Genomic DNA, 12,230 nt, shown 5'->3' on the forward strand with positions numbered 1-12,230 from the left:
GATGTCTAAACCTATCTTGGATGTAAAGCATCTAAATAAGGATTTTCAAGTGAAATCCAAAACCAAGTTATTTAGTAAACCTTCTAACATTCGTGTGTTAAACAATGTTTCTTTTGAGCTTATGGAAGGGGAAACCTTAAGTATTGTAGGTGAATCCGGCTGTGGTAAAACAACGCTTGGTCGATGCATTGTAAGGGGAATGAATGCCAGCTCGGGCGAGGTGCTTTATCATACGGATGGTGGAGAACAGGTTAATTTTTTAGGGCTGCGCGGAAAGGAATTCAAGAAATACAGAAAAGATATTCAAATGATTTTTCAGGACCCGTATTCCTCGCTTAGTCCAAGAATGAGTGTGTATGACATTATTTCCGAGCCGTTGATCGCCAACTTCAAGCTGAGCAAAGCCGAGGTCGATGACAAGGTTACGGAAATCGCACAAAAGACCGGATTAAATGTCAGCTATTTGAAACGTTATCCGCATGCATTCTCTGGCGGACAAAGACAGCGTATCGCAATAGCGAGGGCTCTTGTTTCCCAGCCCAGACTTATTGTCTGCGATGAAGCCGTATCTGCTTTGGACGTATCGATTAAAGCACAAATTATTAACCTGCTGAAGGACCTTCAGCAGCAGCTGCAGATCACATATATTTTCATTTCTCATGATCTATCCATCGTACAAAATATTTCTGATCGGGTGGCTGTTATGCATCTGGGGAAAATTGTGGAATTAGCCCCAGTGGATTCACTATTTGATCATCCCAAGCATCCTTATACCGAAGCGCTTTTGTCAGCTGTGCCTGAGCCTGATCCGCATCTGAAAAAAGATCGAATTATTCTAGAAGGCGAAGTCCCGAACCCAGCCAATCCTCCAAGCGGATGTCACTTTCATCCAAGGTGTGCTTATAAGACTGACAAGTGTATTCAGCAAGAACCGGAGCTGCAACTTGTAGGTGACCATCATTATGCTGCATGTCACTATGCTAACGAATTTACATTAAGGGGCGTAAACCATGAGTCATAAGACAAGTAATATTTCAGAGCAAAAGAAATTAATTGTATTTCTGGACTGCGGAGACACCATCATTGATGAAGGTACCGAAATTCGGGACGATCATGATATTGTCCTCACTGCCAAGGTCATTCCTGGTGCCGATATCATGGTCAAGACGCTGGCTGAACGTGGTTATACGCTGGCTATCGTAGCGGACGGTTACGCGCAATCGTTCAAAAATATATTGACGGAAAATGGGTTATACGACTATTTTGCCACGATGGTATATTCAGAGACGGTTAAAGCTTACAAACCAAACTCTCGTATGTTTAAAGCAGCAATCGGAGCTTTGGATCTTACTGAACAAGACTGTTCAAGAATAGTCATGGTAGGCAATAATTTGAGCCGTGATATTAAGGGTGCCAATGAAATGGGCATAACTAGCATCTTTCTGAGCTGGACCCCGAGATACCCCAAGCTGCATGCAGATGAAAGTGAGATTCCCGACTATACCATTAGTGAACCACTGGAGCTGATTGATTTAGTGGAAAAGCTTAATCAACAATTAGGCTGAATTGATTCTGAGGAGATGTTAATCAGATATGGCCAAAATTGATGATGTTGCAAGATTAGCCAAGGTATCCAAAGGGACCGTATCGAATGTTTTTAGCCAAAAAAGACCCACCAGCAAGGAAGTAACGGAGAGAGTCATGAGTGTTTCCAGGAAATTAAATTACGTGCCTAATCATATTGCGCGAAGCTTGGTTACCAAAAAAACAATGGCAATTGGGTTAACGATTCCGCATGGAAGCTTCTTTTTTAACGCATTTCATACTCAGTTCATCAACGCGGTTATTTTGGAAGCTTCCTATTATGGATATAGAGTGCTGCTGGATATGATCCCTTTGCAAAAGGTAAAGACGCCCTTCTTATCGAGTTATCCGATTGATGGCGCCGTTGTGATGAGCCCTACGACAGATGACGAGCGGATCAATCTGATGCATCTTGGGCAAATTCCATTTGTTACCGTCGGTAAAGTGATGAATGCGGATATTGATCATGCTGCAAGTGTGGATAACGATAATCTGAAGATCATTACTAGCATATGCAACTATTTAATACATAAGGGTCATCGCAATATGATGTTTTTGAATGCACATGAGGATATGACAGTGTCGATCGAAAGAACCGCAGGATTTATAAAAACGATGAATGATCACCAGATCGAAGTGGAAACCCATATGATTCATCATAAGCCGGCGATACTTTCCAATGAATACATGGATTATGGCTATGCAGAGACGATTCGTATTTTGGGGAAGCTCCAGAAAAAAGTTACTGCTATTATTGCCGATGATGACCGGACCGCATTTAGCGTGTTGAATGCTCTCAAGGATCTGGATTTAAGAGTGCCTGAGGATATCTCTCTATTCGTGATATGCGGAGATCTCACAATGATGGTGCAATCGAATCCTTCTTTGACGAGTATGGATTTGCAGCCAGCGGAACTCGGGATTCAATCGGTTAGACTGTTAATGCACAAATTGGACGTGTTAAAGGGCGACTTTCCGGAAAATACCATTATTGAAAGTAAAATCATCGAAAGAAACTCTTGTTCTTCTATTTAAATAGAAGAAAGCCGCCCGGTGAAGAACGAGCGGAGCGGCCAAATGATCCTGGAGAAGCGCAAGCGCTGCGCAAGGATATTTGGCAGCACAGCGAGACTTATTCGCCGTACTTTTAAAGTGATTGCTTACGAAGAAAGTTTGCTTAAGCAAACTCTAAGGAGGAAACCATGAAAGATAAAATGTGGAATGTCGGTATTATTGGGCTCGGGGGTATAGGCGATTATCATATGAATAATCTTTCCAAAATCCCGAATACAAGAGTTGCAGCTATTTGTGATGTTAATGTACAAGCGGTTGAACAAGTCGGCAGCCGCTTAGGGCTTTCTGCAGGCAAAAGATATAGCCATTATGAGGATATCATTGCAGATACTGAAATTGATTTTGTTATATCTGGAGTTTCTAATAAATTTCATTACGATATACTAAAATGTGCGATTGCCTACAACAAACCGATATTTTCCGAAAAACCCTTCACACGAACGATGGAAGAGGCAGATGACCTATTGGAATTGTATGAGCTCAATCCCGTTCCGTGCATGGTTGGTTTTTCGTATCGATACAGACCTTGCTTTCAATATGTTAAGCAGCTAGTCGAGCAAGGAGGTATAGGTCGGATTCGGCATATCGCTGCCCATTACCTGCAAGAGGAAAATGCGCCGATGTTTAACAAGGAGTATACGTGGCGGTTCAATAAAGAAATGGCCGGGTCCGGCATATTGGCGGATATTGGCTCTCATATGGTGGATGCAGCTCGGTTTTTTGTAGGGGAATTTACTCAGGTGTCCGGCATCATGAGCACATTTATTGACCGACGGTTGGATCTTCGAACTGGACAGCTTACTGCGATTGACGTTGATGACTTTACCGGATTCCAGTGTGTGCTTGAAGGCGGAGTCATGGGTACTTTTTATACGCATAAGAATGCGATAGGAACCGGCAATCAATTTAATGTGACTTTGTTTGGTGATCTGGGCACGGTCCGAATATCGGTCGAACAACCCAATGAAGTCCATTTGACAGTTAGAGAAGGTGAAAGCCTGGAGCTGATTGAAAAAAAGATTTACTTAAATGAAAAACCGATGAAGCCGATGCTCCAGGATTTTGTGGATTATTTGGATCAGGCGAATTCACCTTTATTCCCGACATTCATGGACGGATACCGTAATCAGCAAGTGCTGCAAGCGATCATAGATTCGGCTAAAGACGGAGTAACAAGAAGCTTATAAACACATTAAATAGATGCAAAGGAGCGAAATCGATGATTAAAGTAACGATATGGAATGAATTTCTCCAGGAGCAGCGTAAGCCGGAGGTAGCCCAAATATATCCAAAAGGTATGCATGGCGCTATTGCCGATGGGATCCAGCAGGAAGGGTTTGAGCTTTCCTTTGCAACCTTTGATGAACCTGAGCATGGACTCACCGAGGAAAAACTCGACCATACAGATGTACTGATTTATTGGGGCCATGTTGACCATAAAGGCTTTCAGGATCATATTGTCGATCGTATTTGTGCTCGTGTCCATCAAGGTATGGGGTTGATCGTGCTGCATTCAGGACATCATTCCAAGCTATTCCGTAAGCTCATGGGAACATCCTGCGACCTATTATGGAGAGAAGCGGATGAGAAGGAGCGCCTTTGGGTCGTAGACCCGTCTCACCCAATTGTAGAGGGTATTGGCCCTTATATCGATTTGGCGGAGGAGGAAATGTACGGAGAGCATTTTGACATTCCCGTGCCTGATGAATTAATTTTCGTGAGCTGGTTTGCAGGGGGAGAAGTGTTCCGCAGTGGCTGCACGTATCGCCGCGGTCAGGGCCGAATCTTTTATTTCCGCCCTGGACATGAAACGTATCCGACCTATCATAACAAGGATGTTCATCGTGTCATCGCCAATGCCGTAAAATGGACGGCTCCCATACAAAGAGAGCAGACGTTCTACGGACATCATGAGCCGCTAGAGGAGATTAAGAAATCATAGCATGTTCCAGATTATTGTACGTATAGCTGAGAAGAGTTAATAGCGAGCTTCTATCACCATTTATGGGTGAGGGAAGCTTTTTTCTATGTAAATATATTCGGAGCATCCTGTGTTAACTGCGCGAAAAAGGGTAGAGACGACCCGCCTGCAGAGTGTTATCCAAACGAAAACATGTATATTGAGAACTGCATGCGTGGTGATTTATGCTAGGTGCTATTCAGTTACTCAGCTAATCAGCTGTTAATAGAAAGGGGAGGGATACAGCATTGGAAACGGAAAAACTGCATAGGGATTCATGGATACAGGATGCATGGGATACGGCTGCTGCAAATCCATGGGGATTATTATTACATGAAGGCTTTATCCAAGCTAAGAGGTCACCCCTCATTCTGGGGTCCGAAGGAATAACGTCATGTATATCGCTCAAAAAAAAGTATATAGCCGTTCTAATACGGTTCTAATACCGTTCAAATACGTAATGATACCTGCATGTTAACTCAGCGAAATGATGTATATTGAATCATCAGTTGGTGTGCTATACGATTGAGCTCAAATCGCAGAATGAGGAAGTGACATCCATGAGACCATCGACTCCGTCATCTCCACCGACTATTGGAGATCCAGCCATAACCAGATCAGGCTGGCTGGAGAGGAAGTATTCAAAGCGGATTCTTAGGCAGAACATTCCCTTGTACATCATGTTTGTGCCTATTATCATCTTTTTCCTATTGTTTAAATATGCTCCAATGGCAGGGTTAGTCATCGCATTTAAGAAATACAGCTTTATAAAAGGGATATGGGGCAGTCCCTGGGCCGGGTTCAGTTCATTCGAGCTTATTTTCAATAATGATCAAATGCTGGGTATCGTGTGGAACACGCTGCTGCTTAGCGGATTAAATATTGTGGTCGGATTTCCGATGCCAATCATCCTGGCTCTGCTGCTTAATGAGATGCGCAAAGCCTGGTTCAAGCGGACGATTCAAACCTTCGTTTACTTGCCGCATTTTTTAAACTGGGTAATTATCGGGGGAATCGTCGTTACGGTATTTTCACAAAGCACGGGAACCATCAATCATCTGGTGGAGCTGTTGTTTGGATCGACCTATCCTTTTTTATACAAGGAAGCTTCCTGGATAGCCATTTATGTCTCCTCAGGTATATGGAAAGATGCGGGTTGGGGAGCGATCATTTATTTAGCAGCGCTCACGTCTATCGACCAAAGCCTCTATGAAGCGGCGAGTATAGACGGAGCGAACAAGTGGCAGCAGATGAGAAATGTGACTATACCCGGAATTTTACCAACCGTTTTCATTATGCTGATTTTGAAAATTGGTCAGCTGATGGAAGTCGGCTTTGATCATGTGTATGTGCTTCAGAATAATGCAGTTGCCAATATATCGGAGGTCATAAGTACCTTCATGTACAAGATCGGAATTCAGCAGGCACAATTTAGTCTGGCTACTGCGATGGGTTTGTTTGAATCACTTGTAGGACTGGTGCTCGTCGTAACGGCTAATGCCATTGCCCGGCGCTTTAATCAAGGCTTGTGGTAAGGAGGGGATTTCTTGAAGAGTACTACAGGAGAAAAAATATTTTATTCATTCAATTACATTGTTATGTTCCTGATCGGCATGAGCTGCGTGCTGCCGCTTGTACATATATGGGCGTTATCGCTTAGTGACAAGCATGCCCTGGCATCCGGGATGATAAGCTTCTGGCCTGTCAATCTGGATTTCAGCGGATACAGCACTTTATTTACGGAAACGCCTATTCTGAAAGCTTTCCGCAACAGTCTGATCATTACGGTCGTCGGAACCGTGTTGAATATGCTGTTTACTGTACTGGCCGCTTATCCGTTATCCAAACGATATTTTATCGGACGCAAATTTTACTCCTTCGCCATCATTTTTACGATGCTGTTCGGAGCGGGAATGATCCCTACCTACCTGCTGCTCAAAAGCTTGGGGCTGCTCAATACTTACGGAGCCATCTGGTTTCCGGGTCTGGTCAGCGTGTGGAATCTGATGGTACTCAGAAGCTTTTTTGAAAGGCTTCCTGAGGAGCTGGAGGAGGCTTCGCGCATAGACGGATGCTCAGAGTGGAGATTGATTATACAGATCGTGCTGCCGCTATCCGTACCGGTTTTAGCTGCTTTATCGTTATTTTATGGGGTTAGTCACTGGAATGCTTTTATGAATGTACTGATCTACATCAATGATTCGACCAAGCACAATTTGTCTGTCTTGGTGCAGCAAATGATTCAGAGCCAGAGTTTGATGCAGGAAATGACGAATGTTCAGCCCGATTTGGCGGCAAACCTCACGCCGGAAGGGCTTAAGGCAGCAGGGGTTATGGTAATGACGCTTCCGATGCTGATTGTGTACCCGTTTTTGCAAAAGTATTTTGTCAAAGGTGTTATGATTGGGGCCGTAAAAGGTTAGTTTGCCATTATGATGTAGTTAAGGGGAGAATGTCACTATGAAAAAACAGAACAGTAAAAAAGCGGTATCCGTTACCTTGGCGTTATTATTAAGCAGTACTGCCGTTTTGGCAGCCTGCAGTACTCAGGACAGCAAGCAAGCTGCTCCTATTGCTGGCGCCGATTCCGGTAAGGAGGGTGCTCAGGCCAAAGGACCCAAACCAAAAATAACCGTGTCTGTATATGATCGCAACAATGTACCCGAAGGCGAAGGGACCATTACCAATAACCGTTGGACCAAATGGATTAATGAAAAGGCTCCGGTTCAGGTTGAATTTATTCCCGTTCCGAGAACGACTTCTACAGAGAAGTTTAATGTTATGTTTGCATCTGGTGAAGCGCCTGATTTAATCATGGAATTTACCAATAGCTACACCAAAGAGTTGGCATCAAAAGGACAGATCATCCCGCTCGATGAGCCGATTGAGAAATATTCAACTACGTATAAGAAGTTTTTGAAGGAAAACCCGGTTATTCAGAAATCCACCTTGTATAACGGTAAAACGTATTTTTTTGGCAGACTGCTTCCGTTCACACCTAACCATTACTTGATGATTCGCAAGGATTGGCTGGATAAGTTAAAGCTTTCCGTGCCGAAGACTACTGAAGAATACTTGCAAACAGCCAAGGCATTCACGGAACAGGATCCTGATGGAAATGGGAAGAAGGATACTCTTGGAACCACGTTCCACGATATCGAATTTTTCTACCAGTTTGACCCGGCTACCTTAAGTGCTTATTTATTGCAAAATGATCAGTATGTACGCTCATGGGATCGTGCCAAAGCAGTTATTGATATGAAGAAAAAGCTGTATGACGCAGGAACCGTGGATAAGGATATATTCGCAGACAAGACTGGCGCTAAGACCCAGCAGGATTGGGTAAACGGTAAGCTGGGTATTTATGGATCTGATAATCTTGAGGGTGTTAAAGGGTATAGCGTGTTTGAAACCTTAAAGAAAAACAATCCAAGTGCTGAGGTCATGGTGCTCCCGATGCCTAAGTCCGAATTCGGTCAGTTTGCACCGGCGACGTCCACACCGATTCAATTCAATGCCGCAATCAATGCGACAGCCAAGAATGTAGAAGCCGTTATCAAGTATGTGGATTGGTTAGTAAGCGAAGAGACACAGAATACCTTGATGTTCGGGTTTGAAGGTGAGCATTACAAGATGGAGAATGGGTGTCCGAAGCCTATTGATGCAGCCAAGAATAAAAAGGAGCTTAGCTGGAATGGCGATTATCAAATGTTAAGCAATACAGCGCTTTTAGGCAAGTGTGCAGAGTTCTCCAATCAACTGGATCCGAATAAGCCTCTGGACAAAGAATATATGAAGCTTATCGAACAGGGAAGAGCAGCCTATGTTTCCCCGGACCGTCCGCTTCACATTGAGGTCCTTATTCCTCAAACCTTGCCGGATGACCTGCTAGTCATTAACAATACGGTTAAAAATACGATTACCAATATTTATACCAAGGCGGTCGTTGGCGGCAGCAGCTACACAGTGGATCAAGCCATGAAGGATGCGATGGATGCTTGGGACAAGGCCGGTGGTAAGAAAATCGATGATTTCTATGCCAAATCTTATACAGAAAACAAAAAAGATGTCGTTTATACGAAGGATTTCTACAAATATATGCAGAAATAAGGCAAGGAGCAAGGCGAGCTGACCCCTCGTCTTCTCTTTGTTTTCCACGGTAGTCTGGCAATATGATAAGATAATCGTATCATTTCGAAGGAGAGAATACTTCATGAGAAGAAATTGGTTTTATCGCTTGCTTCTTTCCTATTTGCCGGTTCTTCTTTTGATTGTCTGTTTATTTATCTTCATAGGCATTGTACAACTGAACGAGTTGTCGAGGAAGGAAGCGATAAAATCAAGCCATGTGTATGTTCAGAATCTTCAGAGCAGCATGGACATGTCCCTGAGATCGATAGAAATGATTATGATTGAGACGATTACAAGGAATAATAAGTTTGCTTCCTTTGCCGGCATGGAAAGTGACTCACCATTTATTATTGAATTGTCTCAGCTGCTCCAAAGCATGACAATGACCAATCCGTTGATCGATTCCGTCTATATATATCGAGCTGGAGACGGAACGATTGTCAGTGATAAGACGAAGCTTACCATTGAACAATTTGGGGATCGTCCCTACATAGAACAGAATTTAAATAGTTCCGGCAAAAGCAGCTGGAGTGCTCCCCGGGTGTTTCGCATTCTCAATGATGTAGATGGTGAGAGTAAGGTCATTTCTATGGCCAAAGGGGTCCCGATTAACGCAAAAGGCATTTCACTGCTTGTAGTGAATGTCAGGGTGAGTGCGATTCAAGAATTTTTGGAGAAATATGGGAACTCCGAAGTGAATCAAATTGCTGTTTTGGATAGTTCAGCTAATTATTTATTCGAGCAAATACACAGAGAGCGAAAGTCTGACGATGTGGCACTCCTATCGAGTTATACCGGATGGACCTATTACAGCGGCTTAAAGACGGCTGGACTTGGCCATCTATACAGTTATGTAACCAGTGGTTGGTTTTTATTCGGGTTCCTTGGTTTACTTATTGGGATCGGGTGGATCGTCTATATTACACGTAAAAATTACAAGCCGATTGAAACGATGATGTCCCGAATTCAGAAATACAATCAACAGCATAAAGAGCAGTCCATCCAGGAGCCGACTGTGGATGAGCTCAAATATATAGATTATACGCTTAACAGTATGATGGAGTTCACTCGGGATTATGAGAACCAAAATAAAGAAAACCATGAGTATCGTCGTTTGCGGCTATTTCAGGAATTGGTTGAAGGGAGCCGCGTTATAGATCAGGCTGAGTGGGATGCGGAGCTTCACGGGATGGGATTGGAGGTGTTTGGCAGCGCCTCCGTAAGTATTATTGAGATTGATAAGTATATGGATTTTATTAGTCTGCATTCTCGTAAGGATCAGGGTCTTTTTAAATATATATTAAAAAAAGTAGTTGATGAGACGGCGGAAGCCAAGGGGCTGCATATATGGCAGGAATGGGTTACCAACCACAGACTGTGCATCATGTGTCTCGATGGGCAGCAGCTTCAAACAGAAAATCATATGTTGGCTCTCTCTGATCAGGTCCGTCTATGGATGCAGCATAATTTGAAGCTTACGGTGACGTTTGGTTTAGGATGTACCGTATCTGAGGTGTTTGCCATATCCCGGTCCTATGAGTCTGCAGCAAGAGCACTTGATTATAAATCGGCGCTTGGCAGCAACCGAGTCATCGGCCATTGGGAAATCGAATTGCTGTCCCATGATGATCTTTTTATTTATTTGCAGTATGTTCGGACCATCGCTCAAGCCTTTCGTGTAGGCAACGAAGGCTGGGAGGAGCAGCTGAAGCTATTATTTGAAGGATTAAGAAGGCTGATGCTGCCTAAGGAGGAAATCAGCGGTATCCTTATATATATGAACTATTATTTTTACCGAGAAATGATGGAGCTGCCACCGGAATATCAGGAGCTGTGGAATCGGGAGTTCCGGGCCCCGTGGGATGAGAGCATGGATATGCTGGAAACTTTGGATGAGCTGGAATCCTTTTATTCCAAGAATCTGTCTGCATGTGCGAGGAAAATGGCAGCAATTCGCGAAAGCAAAGGCAATCATGCCGTGGTCCAGAAGGTTAGAGACTATATTGAAGCCAATTTCAGCAATCAGGACCTTTCCTTATCGGGACTCAGTGAGCAATTTCATATGAATACATCCAGCTTGAGCACTTTGTTTAAGGAGGAGTTCGGGGAAAAGTTTGTCGTCTATCTGTGCCAGGTCCGGATGGAGCGTGCAAAGGAACTGCTGAGGGGAACGACGCTTCCGATTCAGGAGATTTCTGAGAAGGTAGGATATCTTCATCAAATGTCGTTCATTCGAGCTTTCAAGAAAATGGTGGGAACGACTCCCGGGGATTATCGTAAAGTTCACCAGTAACAGACGATACGATTATTTGCCTGTCTGCAGTTAAGATGGCATATATAAAGAAGCACGCCTTTTGAAGACGGAATGGTTAGCTTACCTCTATGAATGGGCAGGCTAATTATATCATTTTAAATCCGGCTGCAACCTTTTGAACAAGAGTCCCGTCTGTAGGTATAACTTCGAAGTTGATTTGATACTCTTACACCATGGAAGGATGAAGATAATGAAAAAGATCATAACTTTAGTTTCTACAGCGGCATTGTTATGTACCGTATCGTCAGGCTCGGTATTTGCATTCTCGGATTTGAATGCAGCAGAGAAGGAGCCGATTATGATGCTTAAAGATAAAGGAATCGTAACGGGTGTGGACAGTGAGCATTTTGCACCACGCAGCACCATTAGCTATGCACAAAGTATTAGCCTGATTGTCAAGGCACTGGATATCAATTTGAATGCCACCTCTTTTGTAAAGCAGCCGCAGGCCAGCGATTTCTTTACGAACATCCCGAACGATGCCTGGTATGCAGAAGCATTTATTAATGCCAAGGTGAACGGGCTGGATATCCCTAAGGATGTGAACCCGAATGCGGCAATTACCCGTGAGAAATATGCAAATCTGCTGGTGACTGCTTTGGAATTAAAAGGAACGTTCCCGATGGTCAAGATGATGGTCCTGTTTGATGATAATGATCAAATTGATCCCTTATACCAAGGGACGCTGCAGCGCCTATTCTTATATCGAATTGCTAAGGCGGACGAAAGCCGAATGGTTTATCCGAAGCGTGAAATGACGCGTGGCGAAGCAGCTGTCTGGGTTGGCAATACGGTGAAATTCCTGGGGAGTCAACCTGACTTTGCGCCGCCTGTTAAGCCGGCTCCTGATCAGCAGGACGATGTAACCGTGACGGTGGAGCAAGTGAATGCAGATATCAATAAAGTTACGTTAACCCGCAGTTTGCCGAGTCCAGGGTATGGCTTCACCATTAGCGGAATTCGTTTCCAGCAAGATGGAACAGCAGTCATCCAATATCAGGTGATTGACCCGAAACCGGGCATGATGTATCCGCAGGTTATTAAAGAAGGTAAAGCCGAAACGTATATTTCTTCCAAATATAAACTGGTCACTGAACGGGAAGCAGGCCCTATCATTGCCATTGATCCTCCTGCACCTGCCTCTGTGAATCCGAATCCAAGTTAACG

General features: G+C 43.9%; 10 protein-coding genes. All 10 read left to right on the plus strand.

The annotated features are described in order from the left end of the window. Position 1: 1 nt before the first annotated feature. The 10 genes from BM210_RS09000 to BM210_RS09050 all read left to right on the plus strand — a co-directional run bounded on the left by BM210_RS09000 (position 2) and on the right by BM210_RS09050 (position 12,228). On the plus strand, positions 2–1,021 hold the full coding sequence (locus tag BM210_RS09000) for an ABC transporter ATP-binding protein (RefSeq protein ID WP_091167214.1): 1,020 nt from the start codon (positions 2–4) through the stop codon (positions 1,019–1,021). Beyond that, entirely contained in the window at positions 1,011–1,565 is a 555-nt protein-coding gene (locus BM210_RS09005) for an HAD family hydrolase (RefSeq protein ID WP_091167215.1), read from the plus strand. The genes BM210_RS09000 and BM210_RS09005 overlap by 11 nt, the downstream gene beginning before the upstream one ends. A gap of 28 nt (positions 1,566–1,593) precedes the next feature. Further along, positions 1,594–2,619 carry a LacI family DNA-binding transcriptional regulator gene (locus BM210_RS09010; RefSeq protein ID WP_091167217.1) on the plus strand — a complete coding sequence of 342 codons (1,026 nt, stop codon included), beginning with the start codon at positions 1,594–1,596 and terminating at the stop codon, positions 2,617–2,619. A gap of 167 nt (positions 2,620–2,786) precedes the next feature. Next, positions 2,787–3,845 carry a Gfo/Idh/MocA family protein gene (locus BM210_RS09015; RefSeq protein ID WP_091167219.1) on the plus strand — a complete coding sequence of 353 codons (1,059 nt, stop codon included), beginning with the start codon at positions 2,787–2,789 and terminating at the stop codon, positions 3,843–3,845. A 32-nt stretch (positions 3,846–3,877) separates the two neighbouring features. Then, on the plus strand, positions 3,878–4,600 hold the full coding sequence (locus tag BM210_RS09020; protein WP_091167220.1) for a ThuA domain-containing protein: 723 nt from the start codon (positions 3,878–3,880) through the stop codon (positions 4,598–4,600). 578 nt (positions 4,601–5,178) lie between these two features. Then, on the plus strand, positions 5,179–6,153 hold the full coding sequence (locus BM210_RS09030; RefSeq protein ID WP_091167223.1) for an ABC transporter permease: 975 nt from the start codon (positions 5,179–5,181) through the stop codon (positions 6,151–6,153). Positions 6,154–6,165: 12 nt separating this feature from the next. Next, positions 6,166–7,041, plus strand: a complete 876-nt coding sequence (locus BM210_RS09035; protein WP_091167225.1) for a carbohydrate ABC transporter permease — start codon at positions 6,166–6,168, stop codon at positions 7,039–7,041. 37 nt (positions 7,042–7,078) lie between these two features. Then, positions 7,079–8,728 (plus strand): extracellular solute-binding protein, encoded by a 1,650-nt coding sequence (locus BM210_RS09040; RefSeq protein WP_091167227.1) that lies wholly within the window; start codon positions 7,079–7,081, stop codon positions 8,726–8,728. 103 nt (positions 8,729–8,831) lie between these two features. Continuing rightward, positions 8,832–11,042: a helix-turn-helix domain-containing protein gene (locus BM210_RS09045; RefSeq protein ID WP_091167229.1), complete on the plus strand. Its 2,211-nt coding sequence runs from the start codon at positions 8,832–8,834 to the stop codon at positions 11,040–11,042. A gap of 211 nt (positions 11,043–11,253) precedes the next feature. Next, positions 11,254–12,228: an S-layer homology domain-containing protein gene (locus BM210_RS09050; RefSeq protein ID WP_256223403.1), complete on the plus strand. Its 975-nt coding sequence runs from the start codon at positions 11,254–11,256 to the stop codon at positions 12,226–12,228. Positions 12,229–12,230: the final 2 nt, after the last annotated feature.

It is taken from the genome of Paenibacillus sp. 1_12, from assembly GCF_900114475.1.
In the GTDB taxonomy this organism is placed as follows: Bacteria; Bacillota; Bacilli; order Paenibacillales; family NBRC-103111; genus Paenibacillus_S.

What these genes read in the sequence shown, in the direction of transcription:
- BM210_RS09000 (WP_091167214.1), top strand. Translation starts at nt 2, where the DNA reads ATGTCTAAACCTATCTTGGATGTAAAGCATCTAAATAAGGATTTTCAA.
- BM210_RS09010 (WP_091167217.1), top strand. Translation starts at nt 1,594, where the DNA reads ATGGCCAAAATTGATGATGTTGCAAGATTAGCCAAGGTATCCAAAGGG.
- BM210_RS09040 (WP_091167227.1), top strand. Translation starts at nt 7,079, where the DNA reads ATGAAAAAACAGAACAGTAAAAAAGCGGTATCCGTTACCTTGGCGTTA.
- BM210_RS09015 (WP_091167219.1), top strand. Translation starts at nt 2,787, where the DNA reads ATGAAAGATAAAATGTGGAATGTCGGTATTATTGGGCTCGGGGGTATA.
- BM210_RS09020 (WP_091167220.1), top strand. Translation starts at nt 3,878, where the DNA reads ATGATTAAAGTAACGATATGGAATGAATTTCTCCAGGAGCAGCGTAAG.
- BM210_RS09050 (WP_256223403.1), top strand. Translation starts at nt 11,254, where the DNA reads ATGAAAAAGATCATAACTTTAGTTTCTACAGCGGCATTGTTATGTACC.
- BM210_RS09005 (WP_091167215.1), top strand. Translation starts at nt 1,011, where the DNA reads ATGAGTCATAAGACAAGTAATATTTCAGAGCAAAAGAAATTAATTGTA.
- BM210_RS09045 (WP_091167229.1), top strand. Translation starts at nt 8,832, where the DNA reads ATGAGAAGAAATTGGTTTTATCGCTTGCTTCTTTCCTATTTGCCGGTT.
- BM210_RS09030 (WP_091167223.1), top strand. Translation starts at nt 5,179, where the DNA reads ATGAGACCATCGACTCCGTCATCTCCACCGACTATTGGAGATCCAGCC.